At 45.0% G+C, this 21,895-nt stretch carries 21 protein-coding genes; 14 read left to right on the forward strand and 7 right to left on the reverse strand.

Annotation, left to right across the window (positions count from 1 at the left end):
- Positions 1-317: 317 nt before the first annotated feature.
- The 13 genes from AB5627_RS05715 to purD all read left to right on the forward strand — a co-directional run bounded on the left by AB5627_RS05715 (position 318) and on the right by purD (position 12,133).
- The gene (locus tag AB5627_RS05715; RefSeq protein ID WP_022288720.1) at positions 318-536 is read left to right on the forward strand and encodes a YdeI/OmpD-associated family protein; all 219 of its coding nucleotides are present in this window, start codon (positions 318-320) and stop codon (positions 534-536) included.
- Positions 537-948: 412 nt separating this feature from the next.
- Positions 949-1,446 carry a 5-(carboxyamino)imidazole ribonucleotide mutase gene (gene purE / locus AB5627_RS05720; RefSeq protein WP_178182195.1) on the forward strand — a complete coding sequence of 166 codons (498 nt, stop codon included), beginning with the start codon at positions 949-951 and terminating at the stop codon, positions 1,444-1,446.
- A gap of 166 nt (positions 1,447-1,612) precedes the next feature.
- Positions 1,613-2,329 carry a phosphoribosylaminoimidazolesuccinocarboxamide synthase gene (gene purC / locus AB5627_RS05725; protein ID WP_022287346.1) on the forward strand — a complete coding sequence of 239 codons (717 nt, stop codon included), beginning with the start codon at positions 1,613-1,615 and terminating at the stop codon, positions 2,327-2,329.
- A gap of 5 nt (positions 2,330-2,334) precedes the next feature.
- On the forward strand, positions 2,335-3,756 hold the full coding sequence (locus AB5627_RS05730; RefSeq protein WP_022287347.1) for an amidophosphoribosyltransferase: 1,422 nt from the start codon (positions 2,335-2,337) through the stop codon (positions 3,754-3,756).
- A gap of 5 nt (positions 3,757-3,761) precedes the next feature.
- The gene (purF, locus tag AB5627_RS05735) at positions 3,762-5,186 is read left to right on the forward strand and encodes an amidophosphoribosyltransferase (RefSeq protein ID WP_022287348.1); all 1,425 of its coding nucleotides are present in this window, start codon (positions 3,762-3,764) and stop codon (positions 5,184-5,186) included.
- A gap of 22 nt (positions 5,187-5,208) precedes the next feature.
- Positions 5,209-6,249 (forward strand): phosphoribosylformylglycinamidine cyclo-ligase, encoded by a 1,041-nt coding sequence (purM, locus tag AB5627_RS05740; protein WP_022287349.1) that lies wholly within the window; start codon positions 5,209-5,211, stop codon positions 6,247-6,249.
- Between the two features lie 12 nt (positions 6,250-6,261).
- On the forward strand, positions 6,262-6,894 hold the full coding sequence (gene purN / locus AB5627_RS05745; protein ID WP_022287350.1) for a phosphoribosylglycinamide formyltransferase: 633 nt from the start codon (positions 6,262-6,264) through the stop codon (positions 6,892-6,894).
- Positions 6,895-6,916: 22 nt separating this feature from the next.
- Complete coding sequence (locus AB5627_RS05750) at positions 6,917-7,633, forward strand: IMP cyclohydrolase (RefSeq protein WP_022287351.1); 717 nt, start codon at positions 6,917-6,919, stop codon at positions 7,631-7,633.
- A gap of 32 nt (positions 7,634-7,665) precedes the next feature.
- Complete coding sequence (locus tag AB5627_RS05755) at positions 7,666-8,163, forward strand: zinc ribbon domain protein (protein WP_022287352.1); 498 nt, start codon at positions 7,666-7,668, stop codon at positions 8,161-8,163.
- Positions 8,164-8,178: 15 nt separating this feature from the next.
- Positions 8,179-8,712 carry a hypothetical protein gene (locus AB5627_RS05760; protein ID WP_041337194.1) on the forward strand — a complete coding sequence of 178 codons (534 nt, stop codon included), beginning with the start codon at positions 8,179-8,181 and terminating at the stop codon, positions 8,710-8,712.
- Positions 8,713-8,743: 31 nt separating this feature from the next.
- Positions 8,744-9,925, forward strand: a complete 1,182-nt coding sequence (locus AB5627_RS05765) for a phosphoribosylaminoimidazolecarboxamide formyltransferase (RefSeq protein ID WP_041337193.1) — start codon at positions 8,744-8,746, stop codon at positions 9,923-9,925.
- Between the two features lie 55 nt (positions 9,926-9,980).
- Positions 9,981-10,688, forward strand: a complete 708-nt coding sequence (locus tag AB5627_RS05770; protein WP_195551178.1) for a PsbP-related protein — start codon at positions 9,981-9,983, stop codon at positions 10,686-10,688.
- A gap of 89 nt (positions 10,689-10,777) precedes the next feature.
- Positions 10,778-12,133: a phosphoribosylamine--glycine ligase gene (gene purD, locus AB5627_RS05775; RefSeq protein ID WP_337399021.1), complete on the forward strand. Its 1,356-nt coding sequence runs from the start codon at positions 10,778-10,780 to the stop codon at positions 12,131-12,133.
- A gap of 123 nt (positions 12,134-12,256) precedes the next feature.
- On the opposite strand, the gene AB5627_RS05780 is transcribed toward purD, so the two are convergent.
- Together AB5627_RS05780 and AB5627_RS05785 are read right to left on the reverse strand one after the other, a co-directional pair.
- Positions 12,257-14,689, reverse strand: a complete 2,433-nt coding sequence (locus AB5627_RS05780) for a hypothetical protein (RefSeq protein WP_022287357.1) — start codon at positions 14,687-14,689, stop codon at positions 12,257-12,259.
- Positions 14,690-14,709: 20 nt separating this feature from the next.
- On the reverse strand, positions 14,710-16,809 hold the full coding sequence (locus AB5627_RS05785; protein WP_022287358.1) for an RND family transporter: 2,100 nt from the start codon (positions 16,807-16,809) through the stop codon (positions 14,710-14,712).
- 278 nt (positions 16,810-17,087) lie between these two features.
- Here AB5627_RS05785 and AB5627_RS05790 point away from each other — a divergent pair, with 278 nt between their 5' ends.
- Positions 17,088-17,702: a TetR/AcrR family transcriptional regulator gene (locus tag AB5627_RS05790; RefSeq protein WP_022287359.1), complete on the forward strand. Its 615-nt coding sequence runs from the start codon at positions 17,088-17,090 to the stop codon at positions 17,700-17,702.
- Positions 17,703-17,789: 87 nt separating this feature from the next.
- Here AB5627_RS05790 and AB5627_RS05795 read toward each other — a convergent pair whose 3' ends face one another.
- Genes AB5627_RS05795 through lspA form a run of 5 tightly spaced genes read right to left on the reverse strand, consistent with a single transcriptional unit; the run spans position 17,790 to position 21,860 of the window.
- Positions 17,790-18,737 carry a transketolase family protein gene (locus tag AB5627_RS05795; RefSeq protein ID WP_368369729.1) on the reverse strand — a complete coding sequence of 316 codons (948 nt, stop codon included), beginning with the start codon at positions 18,735-18,737 and terminating at the stop codon, positions 17,790-17,792.
- Between the two features lie 3 nt (positions 18,738-18,740).
- Entirely contained in the window at positions 18,741-19,580 is an 840-nt protein-coding gene (locus AB5627_RS05800; RefSeq protein WP_022287361.1) for a transketolase, read from the reverse strand.
- Between the two features lie 21 nt (positions 19,581-19,601).
- The gene (locus tag AB5627_RS05805; RefSeq protein ID WP_022287362.1) at positions 19,602-20,423 is read right to left on the reverse strand and encodes an HAD family hydrolase; all 822 of its coding nucleotides are present in this window, start codon (positions 20,421-20,423) and stop codon (positions 19,602-19,604) included.
- 17 nt (positions 20,424-20,440) lie between these two features.
- Entirely contained in the window at positions 20,441-21,358 is a 918-nt protein-coding gene (locus AB5627_RS05810; protein ID WP_117956423.1) for an RluA family pseudouridine synthase, read from the reverse strand.
- Positions 21,345-21,860 (reverse strand): signal peptidase II, encoded by a 516-nt coding sequence (lspA, locus tag AB5627_RS05815; RefSeq protein WP_117956424.1) that lies wholly within the window; start codon positions 21,858-21,860, stop codon positions 21,345-21,347. Before lspA ends, AB5627_RS05810 begins: the two co-directional genes overlap by 14 nt.
- Positions 21,861-21,895: the final 35 nt, after the last annotated feature.

A 21,895-nucleotide genomic window follows, 5' to 3' on the forward strand; every position in this document is an offset into this window, starting at 1 on the left:
AAACAAGGTGCAGGAAGTGCTTTTCTGTGCGATCAGAACCTCTCATCGTGTTCACCTAACTCACGTTGACAAAATGTGTCCTCATACACTGCTACCTTGCAGGATATTCGATTTGGGATAATATCCTTATACTTATCCCGAAAATCGCCACTTTTGTTGCATAAAAAATGCAACAATTGCAGAAATGTTGTCAAATTAAAATATAAATCATTTGTTTGTACAAATTACGATGCGATAAATTATGCAGTATCACATATAAGATCGTAAGGGTTTAATTTTTTATTGCCCGGGAAATAATATATGCGGAGGTGATAAAAATGAAAAACAACTCTTTTGCTCACGGGCAGGAATTACCGCTGGGGCTGTCTATGGCTCTTGCTCAGGTGCCTGCGGCATATGCTTACTTTGCTAAGCTGGATCCGCTTCAAAGACAGCAGATAATCGACTCGGCACACTGTATTCGCTCCAAAGAGGAAATGCGTGGTCTCGTCAACAGCTTGTCAAACGGTCAGATCACTGATACAAGTATTTTCTGAACAAAAAGTTAATGTAGACAAATTTCACAATAAATCAAAGATTAATTGATATAAATTTTATATAAATATGTGTTGAAATTTATCTATAAATATTGTACAATATTATTGTAAGGCTTTGTACGCTGTTATGGAGAAAAAACGGTAAAATGACCTTACACAGACGGCTCGGTCTATGCCCTGCTGTCTGACGATATTGTGCAGTATTTTTGTATGTATTCAGGAGAGATATATGGCTGAAATGTGCTGTTTTTCACCAATTACATATTCATTTATCGGCGGATCATTGAGTATAACTGCGTCCCGCCTTAATTTTCTGCACTCACACAATGTAATTATGCACTGACTAAACTGCAACACTATTGTTGCAGTTTTTTTATTTGTAATTTTTTGTTTTACTCGGAGGTATGAAAGAATGAAAAAAGTTGCGGTTATAATGGGCTCTGACAGCGATTTTCCTGTTGTCAGCAAGGCTGTTGCGGAACTCAAGGCTTACGGCGTTCCTTATGAATGTCATGTTATGTCTGCTCACAGAACTCCTGCTCTTGCAAGCGATTTCGCTGACAAGGCTAAGGATAACGGATTCGGCGTTATCATCTGTGCCGCAGGTATGGCTGCTCATCTCGCCGGCGTTATTGCAGGTCACACAACTCTGCCTGTTATCGGTATCCCTTGCAAGGGTGCTAATTTCGACGGCATGGACGCTCTGCTCGCCACTGTTCAGATGCCAAGCGGTATCCCTGTTGCTACGGTAGCTGTGGACGGTGCTAAAAATGCTGCTATCCTTGCTATCCAGATGCTGGCTCTTTCTGATGAGGGACTGGCTGAAAAGCTTGAAAAGGCTAAGAAAGACATGATAGACGGCGTTGTGGCTAAGGACAAGGCTTTGCAGGACAAGCTCGCTGCACTTTGATTTTTGATACAGACATATAGCTCGGCTGTATGTTATATTTGATATATTGGGGAAGTTTTGCTGTCGGCGGGCGAACGATGTTCGCTCCTACATATTGAAACGGCAGTGGATATGTTTTCGGTATATCATATAAATAATGTAAATAATTTTATGGAGGAATAAATCTATGGAAAACATCGTAAAGACAGAACAGCTCTATGAGGGCAAGGCTAAGAAAGTATTCGCTACTAACGATCCTGATCTTGTTATCGTTGACTACAAGGACGACGCTACTGCTTTCAACGGCGAGAAGAAAGGCACTATCGTTGGCAAGGGTGCTATCAATAACAAAATGACAAACTATATGTTCAAGCTTCTTGAAAAAGAGGGTATCCCTACTCATCTTGTTGAGGAGATCTCTGACAGAGAGACTATCGTTAAGAAGGTCGAGATCGTTCCGCTGGAAGTTATCGTAAGAAACGTTGCAGCAGGAAGCTTCTCAAAGAAGCTCGGTATCGAGGAAGGCACAAAGCTCAAGCAGCCTACACTTGAGTTCAGCTACAAGTGCGACGAGCTTGGCGACCCATTCATCAACAAGTATTATGCTCTTGGTCTTGGTCTTGCTACTGAGGAAGAGATCGAGGATATCACAAAGTATGCTTTCAAGGTAAATGAGTTCATGCTTGGCTTCTTCAAGAACATCGGCATTGACCTTATCGACTTCAAGATCGAGTTCGGCAGATTCCACGGAAAGATACTTCTTGCTGACGAGATCTCACCTGATACTTGCCGTTTCTGGGATTCTAAGACACATGAGAAGCTCGACAAGGACAGATTCAGAAGAGACATGGGCGGCGTTGAAGAGGCTTACCATGAGATGATAAAGAGAGTAATGGGAGAATAATATCTATGGGCGGTTTTTTCGGAGCTGTTTCAGCTAATGACTGTATTCAGGACGTTTTCTTCGGGACCGACTATCATTCACACTTAGGCACAAGGCGGGGCGGAATGACTTCATTCTCCCCTGAGCTTGGCTTTCAGAGAAATATTCACAGCATTGAAAACTCACCATTTCGTACTAAATTTGAAAAAGACGTTGACAAAATGAGAGGAAACATCTGTATCGGCTGCATAAGCGACACAGATCCTCAGCCGATAATGGTACGCTCGAAGTTAGGACTTTACGCAGTGTGCTCTATCGGTGTAATACAAAATGCCGCTAAACTGGCTGACGAACTGCTTGAAAAGGGCTGCGCAAACTTTGAAACAATGAGCAGCGGCTCTATCAATTCCGCAGGGCTTATCGGTGCGCTGATCGCACAGAAGGACAGCTTTGTTGACGGCATAAGATACGCACAGGACAAGATAGAAGGCACGATGTCACTTGCAATAATGACAGACAAGTCGATGATCGTTGCCAGAGATAAGGACGGACGGCTTCCTATTATAATAGGACAGCGTTCTGACGGATATTGCTTTTCTTTTGAATCATTTGCATATCAGAAGCTTGGATACTCCACCTGTCATGAACTAAAGGCGGGAGAGATAACTGAGATAACCAAGGACGGCTACAATATCCTCAGCGAAGGTACAGACAAGAAAAAGATCTGCACTTTCCTTTGGACTTATTACGGCTACCCTACCGCTTGCTATGAGGGCGTGAACGTTGAACTTATGCGAACACGCAACGGTGAGATAATGGCAGAGAACGATATGAAAAACGGCAGGCTCCCTGACGTTGATTTCGTTTGCGGAATACCTGATTCGGGCGTTCCTCACGCTATAGGATATGCAAACAAAAGCGGCATACCTTTTGCAAGACCGTTCATCAAATACACTCCTACATGGCCTAGAAGCTTTATGCCAACAAGCCAGTCTATGAGAAACAGAGTTGCGAAGATGAAGCTTATACCTGTTCACGAACTTATCGAGGGCAAGAAGCTTCTGTTCGTTGACGACAGTATCGTCAGAGGAACTCAGATGAGGGAAACTGTTGAGTTTCTTTATGAGAACGGTGCAAAGGAAGTCCACATGAGATCAGCCTGTCCTCCTATCATGTATGGCTGCAAGTATCTAAACTTTTCACGCAGCACCTCGGAGCTTGAACTTATCGCAAGACAGATCATTGATGAGAACGAGGGTATCGAGGGAGTTAAATACATTGAAGAATACAGCGATTCAAGCACTGAGCGTGGCAAGCTCCTCAGGGACGAGATATGCAGAAGACTTAAGCTTACCTCTGTTGAATTCCAGTCGCTTGAAGGCACTGTAAAGGCTGTGGGTCTGCCAAGCTGTGAGCTTTGCACCTACTGCTGGAACGGAAGGGAATGATTTAATTGGTAACAGGTATCCATGAAGAATGCGGCGTTTTCGGCATTTATACTAACAAGACAAGCGATGTTGCGGCTCAGACTTATGTATCTCTTTACGCTTTACAGCACAGAGGTCAGGAAAGCTGCGGTATCGTTGTAAACGACGACGGCGTGTTCAGCTATCACAAGGACGTGGGTCTTGTCAATCAGGTTTTTGACAAGGAAACTCTCGAACGGCTCGGCAAGGGCAATATTGCTATAGGTCATGTGAGATATTCGACTACAGGCAACTGCAATGCTTCAAACGCTCAGCCGCTTGTTGTTCGTCACATAAAAGGTCCTATGGCTATCGCTCACAACGGCAATCTTACTAACGCAAGAGAACTTAGAGAGCAATATGAAAACAAGGGCATGATATTCCACAGCACAAATGATACTGAGGTCATATCATACGCCATAACCGAGGAACGTCTTAGAGCACCGTCTATACAGGCGGCTCTTGAAAAGGCTATGTACAGGATAAAGGGTGCGTATTCGCTGCTCGTTATGTCGCCGACAAAGCTTATTGCGGCGAGAGATCCTGACGGCTTCAGACCCCTTTGCCTCGGAAAGATAGACGACGGCTATGTGGTAGCGTCGGAGACCTGTGCTTTTGACAGCATCGGCGCTGAATACATAAGAGATCTTAAACCAGGTGAAATGATAGTTATTGACAAAAACGGTGTGAACTCTATCACGACTCACTGTGGTAAAAAGGGTACTATATGCGTATTTGAATATGTATATTTTGCTAGACCTGACTCTGTTATCGAGGGATCGAGCGTTCACATGGCAAGGCTCAGGGCAGGAAAATATCTTTGGAGAGAACACCCTGTTGACGCTGATATCGTCATAGGCGTGCCTGACTCGGGACTTGACGCTGCGCTGGGATTTTCTCAGGAAAGCGGCATACCATACGGCATTGGATTTATCAAGAACAGATACATAGGCAGGACGTTCATTCAGCCTAGCCAAACAGAGAGGACGAACTCCGTCAAGATAAAGCTCAACGCTATTTCAAGCACTGTTAAGGGCAAGAGGGTCGTTATGATAGACGACAGTATCGTCAGAGGAACGACTTCGGGACGTATAGTCAAGCTGCTGAGGGACGCAGGTGCAAAGGAAGTTCACGTTCGTATCTCCTCCCCTGCATTCATTGCACCATGCTATTTCGGAACGGATATAGACAGCAAGGAAAATCTTATCGCCTGCAAGATGACCAATGAAGAAATATGCGAATATATCGGTGCAGACAGCTTGGGATATCTCAGTGTTGAAAGCGTTAAAAAGCTTGCGGGAAATTCAAAGTGTGATTTCTGCGTAGGCTGCTTTACAGAGAAATACCCTATCGAAGTTCCTAAGGATATGCCTAAGGACAAATTTGAATCGAAGATATCGGAAAAGAAGTAAATAACTGAAAGGATATTTTATCATGAATACAAACAGTTTTTCAAACAGCTACAAGGAAGCAGGCGTTGACGTAACGGCAGGCTACAAGGCAGTTGAGCTTATGAAGCAGCACGTTGCAAGGACCATGACGAGCGGTGTTCTCAGCGGCATCGGCGGCTTCGGCGGTCTGTTTGAGCTTGACATGACAGGTATCACAAAGCCTGTTCTCGTTTCAGGCACAGACGGCGTTGGCACAAAGCTCAAGATAGCTTTTCTTATGGACAAGCATGACACAGTTGGTATCGACTGCGTGGCAATGTGCGTAAACGACATTATCTGCTGCGGTGCAAAGCCACAGTTTTTCCTTGACTACATCGCTGTTGGCAAGAACTATCCTGAGAAGATAGCTCAGATAGTTTCTGGCGTAGCAGAGGGCTGTGTACAGTCAGGCTGTGCGCTTATCGGTGGCGAAACGGCTGAGATGCCTGGTTTCTACCCTGTTGACGAATATGACCTTGCAGGCTTCTCTGTTGGCGTTGTTGACAAGGACAAGATACTTGACCCAAGCACTCAGAAGGCCGGGGACGTTATGATAGCTATCAAGTCAAGCGGTGTACACTCAAACGGCTTCTCACTGGTAAGAAAGGTATTCAGCGTTGACGAAAAGACTCTTTCTGTTCACTATGACGAGCTTGGCAAGACACTTGGCGAGACACTTCTCACACCTACAAAGATATATGTAAAGGCTGTTATGAGCCTGCTTGATTCTGTTAAGGTAAAGGCTATATCTCACATCACAGGCGGCGGATTCTATGAGAACATTCCACGTTCACTTCCAAGCGGTCTTTCTGTTAAGATAGCAAGAAGCGACGTTCAGGTGCTTCCTATTTTCGACGTTATCGCAAAGACAGGAAACATTCCTGAGAGAGATATGTTCAACACATTCAACATGGGCGTTGGTATGACAGTTGTTGTTGACAAGGCTGACGCTGACAAGGCTATCGAAGCTATCAAGGCGGCAGGCGAAGAAGCTTACGTTCTGGGCGAGCTTGTTGACTCTGACATGGGCGTTATCATCTGCTAAGGGTAAAGAGATATGAAGAAGATATGCGTGCTTGTTTCGGGCGGCGGAACAAACTTACAGGCGCTTATTGACGCTGAAAAAAGCGGCATTATAAAAAACGGCAAGATAACCTGCGTTATATCCTCGAAGGAGGGTGCTTATGCTCTGGAGAGGGCGAAAAATGCAGGTATCAGCACTGTCGTTATTCCGAGAAAGGAATATGCTGACAGCAAGAGTTACAGCGAGGCTATTCTGGCTGAGCTTAACAGACAAGGTGCTGACCTTGTGGTGCTGGCCGGATTTATGGTCATTCTTGACGAGTGCGTCACAAAGGCTTATCCTTACAGGATAATAAACGTTCACCCTGCGCTTATACCGTCATTCTGCGGTGAGGGCTTTTACGGACTTAGAGTTCATGAAAAGGCTCTTGAATACGGCGTAAAGGTATCGGGTGCGACTATACATTTTGTAAACGAAAAGGCTGACGCCGGAGCGATAATTTTGCAGGGTGCTGTAGATGTTGCAAATGACGAAACGCCTGAAAGTTTACAGAAGAAGATAATGGAAAACGTTGAATGGAAGCTTTTGCCTAAGGCGGTTTCGCTGTTCTGCGAGGACAGGATAAGCATTAAGGACGGCAAGGCTTACGTTGACCTTAAAGACTGAGAAAAATTATGGAGGACAAGATATGAAGACCCTTAATATTTATGACGAGCTTAAAAGCAACTCATATCCGGGCAGAGGAATAGTTATAGGCAAGTCTGCTGACGGAAAGAGTGCGGTAACGGCTTATTTTATCATGGGCAGAAGTGTTAATTCCAGAAACAGAGTTTTCACGGAAACTGAGGACGGCATAAAGACAGAAGCTGCTGACCCTAGCAAGCTTTCTGACCCACACCTTATTATATACTCCCCTGTTCGTGTGCTTGGAAACAAGACTATCGTTACAAACGGCGATCAGACGGACACTATCTACGAGCTTATGGACAAGCAGCAGACTTTTGAGCAGTCACTGAGGACGAGACAGTATGAGGACGACGCTCCAAACTACACTCCTCGTATTTCAGGTATCATGCACGTTGAGAACGGCGCATATAATTATGCTATGAGCATACTCAAATCTGCTGACGGAGATCCTGATTGCTGTGAGAGATTTACTTATACATACACTGACCCTCTTGACGGCGTGGGTCATTTTATCCACACTTACATGGGTGACGGAAATCCTCTGCCAAGCTTTGAGGGCGAGCCTAAGAAGGTAGAGATACCAAATGATATCGAAGAGTTCACGGGCAAGCTTTGGGAGGCTCTCAACGAGGACAACAAGGTTTCGCTGTTTGTTAGATACATTGATATCGCAAGCGGCAAGGCTGTTTCTAAGGTTATAAATAAGTACAGCAAGTAATATCCCTAAAGCGAAGCAGGAGTATAGAAAAAATGGAGTTAGTTGCATTAAAATGTCCCAAATGCGGCGGCGAGCTTGAAGTTCACGAGGGACAGAAAAAGACGTTCTGCAAATACTGCGGATCGCAGATACTGCTCGATGACGGAAACAGGATAATAAACGTCATTGACGAAGCAAGGCTCAAAGAGATAAAGCTCAATAAAGAGGTATCAGACTTTGACCAGAAGCTTCGTGACGAGGAGGCGAGCGGCAGATACAAGAACGCTTCACAGAAGCAGGGGTGGATAATAGCTTGCATCGTTTTGCACGTTATATTCACGCTTGTATTCAGCGGTGCGGTGATGTATCAGTCTGTATTTGCAATAATCGCTTCCATATGCTTATGGGTGGCTCTGCCTGTGATAATGGCGCTTATTAAACCGAGGAACGCTGGGGGCATGGGCAGGATAAAAACTGCGGTGCTTTTCTACATCACGTTCACTGCGATATTCTTCGGAGTGGGCAAGCTTTACTTACGTTTCATCAAATAGTCAGGGGGGAGCAAGTTGGAACTTATCGCACTTCAGTGCAAAAACTGCGGCGGTGAAATAACGATAGAGGACGATAAGAAGATCGTCTACTGCCCTTACTGCGGCACTCAGAACTACATTGACGACGGCACCAGGACGGTCAAGATAGTTGATGAGGCGAAGCTTGAAGAAGTAAGGCTCAGGCAGGAAGAATTTCTAAAGAGAAAAGCTTCTGAGGAAGAACTCAACGGCATAAGGGACAAAAAGATAAAACAGCGCAGGATATGGCGAGTATTCATGGTGCTGGCGCACATTCTTATTGTGATACCTATTTTTCTGCTCATGAAGAATATGGACGATACGCCGAGCATAAACCTTATACTCGGTATGCTTGGATATCTGCTCATCATGCCGATAATAATGGGTGTGACAAGACCTAGTATCCCCTCGAAGAAGTGGGACGTTAAGGAGAAAAGCAAGGGCAAGCTCATACTGCTTTTCTATATCTCATTCGCTGCGGTACTGCTTGTGGCAGTAATGGCAGGAGTGGCAATATTTGCAATGAACTAAGGCTTATTCATATAAACAGGAGGTAAAAATTATGGCAAATGAAATGCTTTTGAAATACGGCTGCAACCCTAATCAGAAGCCGTCAAGAGTATTTATGGAGGATGGCAAGGATCTCCCTATCGAGGTACTCAACGGCAAGCCCGGTTACATCAATCTGCTTGACGCATTCAACGGCTGGCAGTTGGTAAGAGAGCTTAAAAAGGCAACAGGTATGTGTGCGGCAACTTCTTTCAAGCACGTTTCACCTGCGGGCGCTGCTATCGGCAAGCCTTTGAGCGAGGTCGAAAAGAAGATATATTTTGTTGACGATCTGGGCGAGCTTACTCCACTTGCAAGCGCTTATGCGAGAGCAAGAGGTGCTGACAGAATGTCATCATACGGCGATTTTATCGCACTTTCTGACGAGTGTGACGCTTGCACTGCAAAGATGATTCAGAGAGAGGTTTCTGACGGTATCATTGCACCGGGCTACACTGACGAGGCTCTTGAGATACTCAAGTCAAAGAGAAAGGGTACATACAACATCATCAAGATAGATGAGAACTATATTCCTGCACCTATTGAGAGAAAGCAGGTTTTCGGCGTAACTTTTGAACAGGGTCGAAACGAGCTGAAAATAGACAACGATATGCTCACAAATATCGTGACAGACAACAAGGAGATCCCTGAGGACAAGAAAACTGATCTTGTTATCTCACTTATCACACTTAAATACACACAGTCTAACAGCGTTTGCTATGTAAAGGACGGTCAGGCTATCGGTATCGGTGCAGGTCAGCAGTCAAGAATACACTGCACAAGACTGGCAGGAAACAAGGCTGACATCTGGTGGCTCAGACAGCACCCAAAGGTTCTTGGACTTCAGTTCGTTGACAACATAAGACGTCCTGACAGAGATAACGCTATCGACGTTTACATTTCTGACGAGCATGATGATGTACTGGCTGAGGGCGTATGGCAGAACACATTCAAGGTAAAGCCTGAGGTGCTCACTGAGGCTGAAAAGAAGGAATGGCTTGCAAAGAACACAGGCGTTTGCCTTGGTTCTGACGCTTTCTTCCCATTCGGCGACAACATCGAGAGGGCTAAAAAGAGCGGTGTGGCTTACATTGCCGAGCCAGGCGGATCTATCAGGGACGATCATGTTATCATGACTTGCAACAAGTACAACATGGCAATGGCATTCACTGGAATAAGATTGTTCCATCACTAATTTTTGTGCATTAATGCAAAACAATAAAGGTCAAGAAAAAAAGGAGAAATTTATTATGAAAAAGTTACTTGCATCACTCATGGCACTGTCAATGGTATTCGCAGTTACAGGCTGCTCAGAGTCAAATGATTCTGAGAACGAGTCAAAGGCGGAGGCTAAAACAACAACTACTACAACTACAGCCGCACCTGCTGTCGAGTCTAAGGCTGACACAACAACTACAACTGCTGCACCTGAGGAGTCAGTTGCTGACACAACAACTTCTGCTGACGACACAACAAGCACTGGCGACGAGGCTAAAGGCACATATGAGAATGACGTTTACACAAGCGATCTGTATACTTTCAAGATCGACTCAAAGAAGTGGGCAATGCAGGAGTCCGCTGGTGTTGACGTAATGTTCACATACGCTGACGCAGGCGATGATGCCGAGCTTGAGTCTGCTTCTATCAACGTTATCTCAATGTCAAACGATCTGCTCAATGGTCTTACAGCAAGTGATTATGCTGACCAGATCAAGCAAACATATAATTCCATGGACGGCTACACTGTTACAAACGACAAGGAAGATAAGTTTGCTGGCAAGGACGCTTACATTGTTGACGTAACAGGCGAGATCGGCTCACAGAAGGTACTGCTCAATCAGATAATCACTTCTGACAACGGCAACCTTGTTGTTATAACATATGGTGCAAGCGAGAACGCTTACAGCAAGCTTTCTGACGAGTTCAAGACAGTTCTTGACAGCTTTGAGCTTAAGTAATAATATACGAAGTAAATAAATGACGATACCGCACAGCATAGGTGTGCGGTATTGTTATAATTGGAAAAACACACTGAGGAGGTCTGAAAATGGACATATTAGTTGTTGGCGGAGGCGGACGTGAACACGCTATCGTTATGAAGCTTGCGGAGTCCCCTAAGGTAGGAAAGCTTTACTGCACACCCGGAAACGGTGGCATTTCACGCTATGCAGAATGTTTTGATGTTGCGGCAACGGATATCGAGGGCGTTGTGGCTCTGGCAAAGAAGCTTAAAGTAGACATGGTGGCTGTTGCACCTGACGATCCGCTTGTACTTGGAATGGTAGACGCTTTGCAGGCTGAGGGTTTTAAGACCTTTGGTCCTAAGAAAAATGCGGCTATAATCGAGGGTTCAAAGGTCTTTTCTAAGGATCTTATGAAGAAATACAATATTCCTACAGCCAAATACGAGGTGTTCACAAACAGTGAGGACGCTATAAAATATGTCAAGGAACAGAACACATACCCTGCTGTTATAAAAGCTGACGGACTTGCACTTGGCAAGGGCGTTATTTTGGCGGAGAGTGAGAAAGAGGCTGTGGAGGCTATACACTCCATGATAGATGACAAGCAGTTCGGTGAGAGCAGTTCCACTATCGTTGTGGAGGAATATCTCACAGGTCCGGAGGTTTCTGTGCTTTCATTCACTGACGGCAAGACTGTTGTTCCTATGATCTCTTCAATGGATCACAAGAGAGCGTTGGACGGCGACAAGGGTCTGAACACAGGCGGAATGGGTACTGTTGCACCTAACCCTTACTACACTGATGACATTGCCAAGGAGTGCATGGAGAAGATCTTCCTGCCGACTATAAATGCAATGAATGCTGAGGGCAGGACTTTTGAGGGCTGTTTGTATTTCGGACTTATGCTCACCCCTAATGGTCCAAAGGTAATTGAATACAACTGCCGTTTCGGCGACCCTGAAACGCAGGTCGTTCTTCCTATGCTGGAGGGTGATCTTTGCGAGATATTTGAGGCTATTTATGAACACAGGCTGGCTGATGTCAAGATCGGCTGGAAGTCGGGTTACTGCACTTGCGTTGTTATGGCCAGCGGAGGATATCCTGTTAAATACAAAAAGGGTATCGAGATGTTCGGTATGGACGACAAGGGTCAGGTAGACGGAGCGTTTATTTATCATGCAGGCACTAAGTACGAGGACGGCAAATTCTACACAAACGGCGGACGTGTTCTGGGTGTTACCTGCAATGCTTACACGCTTCAGGGCGCACTAGACAAGTCTTACAAAGCTGTTTCCAAGATAAAGTTTGAGGGAGAGCATTTCAGAAAAGACATTGGTCAGAAAGCACTCAAGGCACTTCCTAAAGATTCTCTTGATCTTGAATACAAGCAGGACATGGAGGACTACATCGAAGAAAACGGCGTCTATCTAAGACAGTAGGATATATAAAACGGACGGAGAGATTCCGTCCGTTTTTTTGTACAGATAATACGTTTATAAATACAAAGACCCCCTCGGACATTTCTGTCCAAGGGGGTCTTTGCTATGTGTGGGAAGTAAAAATTACTCGTCTGCTTTTTCAATAGCCGCAGTTTCGTAAATATACTTAACTGAGCTTTCAACGCCATCGGCTGCACCTGAGAATGTTGTTGAATCCTCGGCTGCTGTCTTGAGAGCGTCAAGTCTGTCGATAAGTCCCTTGAGGTCGTTGTTGTAGATGTCAAGGAGCTTGCCGATGCCCTCGTCCTTATACTTAGCCATGCCGTCTTTAAGGGTCTTTGCACCGCTTTCAAGCTTCTTAACACCAGATGAAAGCTGTGAGCTGCCGTCTTTGAGCTGACCGATACCGCTGAACAGCTCTGCACTGCCGCTTGAAAGTGTTGTTGTACCCTGTGCAAGCTCTACAAGTGATGAATAGAGTGTTGCAGTACCGTCTTTTAGCTGCTTGCTGCCGTTGTCAAGCTGACCAAGACCGCTGTCAAGAGTTTTTGCACCGTTTGAAAGCTTTGATACGCCTGAGTTCAGGCTGTCAACGCCCTTATCAAGCTTGCTTGCGCCTGCCTGTGCTGAGTTAACTCCTGCGGAGAGGTTCTTTGTGCCTGCGGAGAGTGTAGCTGCACCATTGTTAAGATCCTTGCTGGACTTAGCAAGTGTGCCGATACCGGTTTTAAGTGCAGAAGCACCCTCGTTTACTGTTTTAAGTCCTGTATTCAAATTATCAACGCCTGCGACAAGACCTTTCTTCTTATCGTTAAGACCATTGTATATCTGAGTTACGCCGTCAACAAGCTGTTTGCCCTCGGTAGCCATTGTGCCGACACCTGTTGAAACATCGCCAAGGCCGCTCTGTGCGCCCTGCTGATACTGGATAGAGCCATTTACGGCTGCTATCATATTGCTTATGCTCGTATACTCTGCTGAGCCTTCTTCGTAATTGCCGAGAAGCTGCTCAAGTCCTGCGAGTACCTGCTGGTCATATGCGATAGACTGTGTAAGTGCGTTATCTACCTTTGTTATGCCATTTGAAAGAAGTTCAACGCTTGCAGGAAGTGACTGCACCTTTTCATAGAGTGTGGAAACGCCTGCATTAAGTGTTGCAACGCCTTTTTTCAGTGCAGTTGAACCGTCATAGGTCTGCTTTGTGCCTGCGGCAAGGTTTTTAGAGCCTGTCTGGAGGTCGCCTACACCTGTAACAAGCTTATTTGTGCCTGCGGCAAGGCTTGCAGCACCGTTATTTACCTGCTTTGCGCCTGAGGATACCTGTGAAAGTCCGCTTGAAAGTGATGATGAGCCATTCTTCAAGGTTGACATACCACTGTTTACCTGATCAAAACCACCGAGGAGGGCTGTTGAACCACTATGAGCTGTGGAGATACCTCTCATAAGCTCACCTGTTGAAGAATCAAGGGTCTTTGCTCCGTCACGAAGCTTTGTTGCACCGCTGTTAAGTGTCTTTGCACCATCGTCAAGTGACTTAGAGCCTGAATAAAGCTTGTCGATACCTGTGATAAGTGTTCCTGAGGAATCGGACAGCTTCTTGATGCCTGCGTAAAGCTCTGCTGTACCGTCTACAAGCTCGTCTGTAGCATCAGAAAGCTCATCAAGCTTATCCTGAAGATCGTCAGCATCACCAATATCGCTAAGGTCAAGCTTTGAGAAGATGTCAGATGTTGCGACTGTGAGAGCAGTTGTTGACTCGAAGTCCTTTACGTCTGCTGTGAACTCAACATACTCCGGTATCTCGATATCTTCGTTATCCTGAAGATCAAGGCTCTTTGTAAGGCCAGGCATTGCAACGCCTATAAGTATCTGTCTGCTTCCGTCTGAAATGAGCTTGCCATTTGTTACTTCAACGTTTGAATAAACGTTAGTATCAAGGATAGCTGTTGTTGCCATAAGGTATGGAACATAGATATCTGTTTTCTTGCCGTTTATCTTGACAGTTTTCTTATCGTTGTTCGTATAGTCATATCTTACTGTAAGCTTACCGCTCTTGCCTGCGAGGTCCTCAGGCTTTATCTCCTTGCCGTCAAGGGTATATGTTACCTTTACATCAACCGGGAGTGCCTTATCGGTATAGCCCTTATAGTAGATATCTCCGCCCTCGGTATCCCATGTGAGCTTATCACCATTGGCTGTAAAGCCCTCGTCTGTTTTAACATTCTCGATATCTGTCAGGTCGGAAACGTCCTCCAGCTTCTTTACGCCCTGTGGATTTTTCAGCCAGTTGGAAACGACTGTTTTTGTCTTGTTGCCGGAAGCGTCAGTGATAACATAAACTGTTTCTTCCTTAGCCTGCTTTTCTGTATCACTGTCAGACTTATCAGCTTTCTTTGTATCTTTTGTATCTTTTTTATCTGATTCGCTCTTTGTTGTTGAGGCAGTGCTGTCGGCAGCGGAAGAGCTGTCTGACTGAGCTGCTGCATAAAGACCTGTGCAGCCTGCGGAAAGAAGTACGGCAAGTATGCCTGCAAGAACTCTTGAATACTTTTTCATAACTATATCTCCTTTACGAATTAGTTTATTTCAGGAAGCTTATAAAGCTTATTTTCTTTTTTCTTCATGCCCATTGTTGTATTGATTATTACCTTATCGAACAGCATAAGCATTGAAGGAAGTATGCAGATAACAGTTATCATACTGATTATTGCACCTCTTGACATGAGCGTACAAAGCTGTGAGATCATATCTACGCTTGAATATACGCCAACGCCGAATGTTGAAGCGAAGAAGCCAAGTGCGCTGACCATGATAGACTTCATTGAAGTGCTGAGTGCGATAGTGACAGCTTCATGTTTGTCTTTGCCTGCGTTACGCTCGGTCTTATATCTTGTTGTCATAAGGATAGCATAGTCAACTGTTGCACCAAGCTGGATAGTACCGATTACTACAGACGCTATGAACGGTATCGTTGTATTTGTAAAGCACGGAACACCCATGTTTACTGTGATAGCAAATTCGATAACGGCTACCAGAATGATAGGCAGTGAAACTGAACGCAGTGCAATAAGAATGATGATGAAGATAGCGGCGATAGAAACTATATTTACTACCTTGAAGTCATGATCTGTTATGTCGATAAGGTCTTTTGTTGCCGCCGCCTCACCGATAAGCATTCCGTCCTTATCGTAGGATTTAAGTATCTTGCTAAGCTCATCTATCTGGGCATTCTCTTCATCAGAAGCTACCTTATATTCAGAACCTATTAGCATAAGCTGCCATTTATCGCTCTTGAGTATTTTTGTTACTGACTCAGGAACTATCTCACGAGGGATAGACGGACCGATAAGAGTATCCAGTGACATTGAGAAGCTTACACCATCAACCTTGCCCATTTCGTCGAGCATAGAGTTTACTTCCTTTGGCTTCATATCAGCGTCAACCAGGAGCATATGGGTCGTTGCCATGTTGTATTCCTCATCTAGCTTTGTGTTTGCGATAACACTGTTGAGATCCTTTGGAAGAGTATCTGTCAGGTTATAGTAGACATTGGTGTTTATCTGACCATATATGGCAGGGATAAGTACAACTATAAAGAGTACGATAAATGCTGCATGATGCTTGATAATGAACTTTGAAGGCTTTTCAAGGCTTGGAACAAGGTCTTTGTGCATTGTTTTTTCAAGTGCCTTATCGAAGACAAGTATCATTGACGGGAGAACTGTTATGCAGCAGATAACGCCAATAACAACGCCCTTTGCCATTACGATACCCATGTCCATGCCAAGCTCGTAGCTCATGAAGCAAAGTGCAAGGAAACCTGCAACTGTTGTTATGGAGCTTGAAACAACTGAGGTGATAGTTTTGCCGATGGCCACTGCCATTGCCTCTTTGTTGTCACCAGGGTGCTTTTCTTTCTCCTCTTTGTAGCTGTGCCACAGGAAGATCGAGTAGTCTATCGTTACCGCAAGCTGAAGCACGGCTGCAAGAGCTTCGGTGATGAACGATATCTCGCCTTGTATGAAGTTCGTTCCCATGTTATAGACTATCGCCATGCCCACGCTGAGCATAAAGAACAGTGGGATAAGGAACGAATCCATTGTAAGTGCAAGTATGATACTTGTAAGTATTACTGCGATAACAACATACATCGGAGCTTCCTGCATTGTCAGATCCTTGATATCCTCAACGACTGACGACATACCGCTTACGAAACACTGTTCACCGGCGATGCTTCTTATCTCCTTGACAGCTTCAAGTGAGCCGTCAGCGGAGGTCGCCTCGTCAAAAAAGACAGCCATCATTGTGGAGTTATCTGTATTGAAGAAATCGTAAATATCATCAGGAAGAACTTCCTTTGGAAGTGAAACGTCTGCCAGGGTGTCATACCAGAGAACATCGCAAACGTGGTCTACCTTTTCGATCTTCTCCTTGACCTTTTCAACGTCCTTATCCTCCATGCCGTCAAGCATTACCAGCGAAAAGCCACCCTTGCCGAACTCGTCAAGCATTATATCCTGACCTTTCATGGTTTCAATGTCTGACGGGAGGTATGAAAGAATATCATAGTTTATTCTTGTGCTGAGAAAACCGAATATTGACGGTATCAGCAACAGAACGCTGACTATGAGTATCGGTACTCGGAGCTTTACAACTCCTCTGCCAAATTTCTGCATCAAATGTCATTCCCTTCACATAGTTTTTGACCTTTCGGTCTTATTACATCTCATAGTATACATCAAAAATGACCAACAGTCAATAGTAAAATGACCATTAGTCATTCTTTTTGTAGAGTTGCACAAAATGACCAACGGTCACAAGTGACTATTGGTCATTTTGCTCCGTTGACTTTGAGTCGGTTTTGTATTATAATAGATTTAAGGTCAACCACAGTAAACCTGTGTATGTGTGGCATACAAATTGTATATATTATAATAAGGAAGGACGTGTTAAAATGGGCAAGCTTGATACCAATAAAAAGGTAAAGGAGGACTCTCTGCTTAACACGGCTTTTAGTCTTTTTACCACCAAGGGAGTGAGCAAGACCTCTATTTCAGACATCGTGAACAACGCTGGTGTGGCGAAAGGGACGTTTTATCTTTATTTCAAGGACAAATATGACATAAGGAACAAGCTTGTTTCTCACAAGTCGTCACAGCTTTTCAGAAACGCTATCGAGGCATTAAATGCGAGCGGCAAGAAGCTTACATTTAACGAACGAATTATTTTTATTGTTGACAACATCATCAACCAGCTAAACGAGAACAAGTCGCTTTTGACTTTTATTGCAAAGAATCTTAGCTGGGGCGTTTTCAAGCACGCTCTTACGTCGCCTATAAAGGACGATGACATCGACTTCCGCAACATTTATGACGCTATGCTTGCTGACGCTCCTTATGATATTGTTCAGCCTGAGGTCATGATATTCATGATAGTTGAGCTTGTAAGCTCAACCTGCTACTCGTCCATACTTTACAACGAGCCTGTGGACATTGGCGAGCTTAAGCCTTATCTTTACATATGTATAAACAACATTATCGACACTCATGCAGGCACTGTAAAAGCATAAGAAAAGACACGTTTACGAGATCATAAGCGTGTCTTTTTTTGTGTACAAAAAAACGGACGGAAGATATCCGTCCGTTTGGTGTTTTTATTACTTTGCCTTAACAGCATCTCTTGCCTTTGCAACGATATTGTCTGCGCAGAGGCCATATTCTTTAAGAAGATCAACTGCCGAACCTGAGTGACCGAACTCGTCATTAACGCCGATCTTAACAAGCTTTGCAGGGTGTCTTGCTGCAAGAACGTCTGCAACGGCTGAGCCAAGTCCGCCGATAACGCTATGCTCCTCAACTGTGAGAAGAAGTCCTGTGTTCTTTGCGGCTTCAACGATGATATCCTCGTCGATTGGCTTGATAGTGTGGATATTGATAACTGTTGCTTCGATACCCTCAGCTGCCAGTGTTTTTGCAGCCTCGATAGCCTCATAAACCATAAGACCTGTTGCAACGATAGCTATATCCTTGCCGTCACGGAGCTTAACGCCCTTGCCAAGCTCGAACTTATATGTTTCAGGGTCGTTAAAAACAGGTGTGGCAAGTCTGCCGAAACGGAGATAAACCGGACCTTCATGGAGGATAGCGGCTTCAACGGCAGCCTTTGCTTCAACGTCGTCGGCAGGGTTTATTACCACCATGCCAGGGATAGTTCTCATAAGAGCGATATCCTCGTTGCACTGATGTGTTGCACCGTCTTCGCCTACAGAGATACCTGCGTGTGTTGCACCTATCTTCACGTTGAGGTGAGGATAACCGATAGAGTTTCTAACCTGCTCAAATGCTCTGCCTGCGGCGAACATTGCAAATGTAGAAGCAAATGGTATCTTGCCTGTTGCTGCCATACCTGCTGCAACGCCCATCATATTTGACTCAGAGATACCGCAGTCAAAAAATCTGTCAGGGAATTTCTTCTTGAATATACCTGTTTTTGTTGCAGCAGCAAGGTCTGCGTCAAAAACATAGAGGTTATCGTACTTATCGCCAAGCTCTGCAAGAGCCTCGCCGTAGCTTTCTCTTGTAGCTTTCTTCTTCAATTCTGCCATTGCTTAACCCTCCAGACTTTTAAGCTGTTCGTTTATTTCTGCCACAGCCTGCTCATACTGCTCCTTGTTAGGTGCTGAACCATGCCATGAAACGTTGTTTTCCATAAATGAAACGCCCTTGCCCTTGATACTCTTCATTACGATAACGCAAGGCTGACCGCATACTGTTTCTGCCTCGTTGAATGCTTTTTCAAGTGAGTCAAAATCGTGAGCGTCGGCTGTGATAACGTGCCAGCCAAATGCTGCAAACTTGTCAACGATAGGATATGGCGACATTACGTCCTCTATCTTTCCGTCGATCTGAAGTCCGTTATTATCCACAACAGCAACGAGGTTATCAAGCTTATAATGAGCGGCGAACATTGCAGCCTCCCATACCTGACCCTCTTCGATCTCACCATCGCCAAGGATAGTATACACCTTATAGGTATCGCTTGTGAGCTTGCCTGAAAGTGCCATACCGCAAGCAACAGAAATGCCCTGTCCAAGGGATCCAGAGGACATATCTACGCCAGGGATAGAGATACAAGGGTGACCCTGAAGCATTGCACCGATATGTCTGAGGGACTTCAGCTCCTCCTTTGGAAAAAAGCCTTTTTCTGCAAGAGTTGCATAAAGTGCAGGTGCTGTGTGACCCTTTGAAAGCACGAGTCTATCTCTCTCAGGCTCTTCCGGCTTATCAGGATATACGTTCATCTTGGCAAAATAGAGATAAGTGAGCAGATCTGCTATGGAGAGCGATCCGCCCGGATGACCCGACTTTGCGTTGAATACTCCCTCGAGTATTCCAAGACGAACCTTGCAGGCTGTGATCTCAAGCTGTTTCTTTAATGTTTCGTCCATACTTTTGACCTCCAAAAAATATTATTTCTTCAGTTTTTCAAAAATTTCATCTATGACTGCGGCTATGAAGTCTTCCTCGCAGGACTGCTCAAAGACCTTATCCGCAACCTTTTTGACCTCCTCTGCCGCATTTGACGGGCAATATGCCACGTCAGCCGCTTGAAGAAGTTCAATATCATTATTATAGTCGCCTGCTGCCACGAAAGTAAAATCATCCATGCCACAAGCTTTTCTCAACTCCTCAAGAGCCGTACCTTTTGATATATTCTGTGGAAGTATCTCGTAATACTCGATACTTGAACGCACAAAATCTACACCTTTGTAGCCTTTTTTTGCCACATAGTTTATAAGCTCGTCCATACGCTCAGGCTCAACTGCAAAAAGCACCTTATACCAGTTCTTGTCAGGTATCTCGTCAACGGCACACTGAACGGGAATGAGCTTGCAGATCTCGTTATGACGCTTTTCCATAGGCGTCATGCTTGGCACATAGACCTCGTTGACAGTAAGCACTTCACAACCAACATAAGGATTATCGGCAAGTATCTCCTTGACGATATCCGCCGCAAAGCTTGGCAGAAAGACGTTATATATCTGCTCTTTCGTATGGATATCGTAGACCATTCCACCGTTTGACATTATGATAGGACAATTCACATTCACCATGTCAAAATACTGTCTGGCCGCCTGAATGGCTCTGCCTGTAGCGATAGAAAATCTGCCCCCAGCCTCTTCAAAACGCTTGACAGCGGCGAGAGTTTTCGGGGTAGGTATCTTGCTTGCGGGGAGAAAAGTTCCGTCCATATCCGTTATAAGCAGGACTTTTGATATATCTTCAAACATAAAATCACTTCCGTGGGTCAATTCCCTACTCTGAGTTTTTTCAGCACCGCCTGAAAATAATCGGGCAATTCGCTGTCGAACTCCATATATTCCTTGGTCGCAGGGTGTATAAAACCAATTTTCTTTGCGTGTAGGCACTGCCCCTCGATTTCCTTTACAGCTTTGCCGTAAACATCGTCGCCGTAGACAGGGTGACCGATATAGGCGGAATGTACTCTTATCTGGTGGGTTCGACCTGTTTCAAGGCGGAATTTCACCAGCGAATACTGACCTAACTCCTCCAGCACCTCATAATGGGTAACTGCGTGCTTGGAGTTTTGCTCTGTCACGCACATTTTCTTTCTGTCATATTTGCTTCTGCCGATAGGTGCGTCAACTGTGCCAGTAGGGGTCTTTAGGCGACCGCCTGTGAGTATAGCTTCATACTCTCTTGTAAAGCTATGCTCTTTTATCTGAGCCGCAAGAAAGTTATGTGCGCTGTCGGTCTTGGCAACGATCAGCAGTCCGCTTGTATTTTTGTCTATCCTATGGACTATCCCAGGGCGAATGACGCCGTTTATTGAAGAAAGCCTGCCCTGACAATGATAAAGCAATGCATTCACCAAAGTGCCGTCGGGATTGCCTGCGGCAGGGTGCACCACCATGCCTTTAGGTTTATTCACCACGAGCAACTCGCTGTCCTCATAGACTATTTCCACTGGGATATCCTGTGGCTTGACGTCAAGCTCCACAGGGTCGGGAATAATTATCTCAACGCTGTCACCGTTATGCAGCTTATAATTTTTCGATACTTTTTTGCCTCCAACTGTGACGCCACCGTCCTCGATAAGCTTCTGCACAGCGGAACGTGTAAGACCTGTATCCTGCGCTGACAGAAATCTGTCGATACGCTCGCCTGTTTCCTCGGCAGTTGCAATAAAATCAAGCTTTGTCATTTTCGTCTTTGACCTTTATATCGTCACGGATCGGCTTTTTCTTTTCGTCCAAAAAGCAGAAGCAGATAACGAACAAAATTCCGCCGATAACGATACAGATATCCGCAAAGTTGAAAATAGGGAAATTGATAGGCTCGAACTTGATATAGTCCACAACTTCTTTTACCCTTATTCTGTCGATAAGGTTGCCGATACCGCCTGCAAGTACCATAGCCAGCGACACAAGCTCCAGCTTTGAGCCTTTGCGTATCTTATACATATAGGTCACCGCCGCGATCAGTACGACAACAGGCAGACCGATAAGAAACCAGGTCTTTCCTGACATCATGCTCCATGCTGCTCCTGTGTTTCTTATATGGGTCAGGCTGAATACCTTAAAGCTACCGAACTTTATGACCTCGACAGGCTGACCATTCAACGGCAGGTTATTTGTCACGGCAAGCTTTATGAGCTGGTCGGCGGCAACGAGAACTGCCATGATAACAAGCGAAATTACAAACATCTATTCCCTACTCCATTTATGAACAGTAAGGCTCT

The organism is Ruminococcus sp. RTP21198st1_G1_RTP21198_201120, from assembly GCF_040924265.1.
In the GTDB taxonomy this organism is placed as follows: domain Bacteria; phylum Bacillota; class Clostridia; order Oscillospirales; family Ruminococcaceae; genus Hominimerdicola; species Hominimerdicola aceti.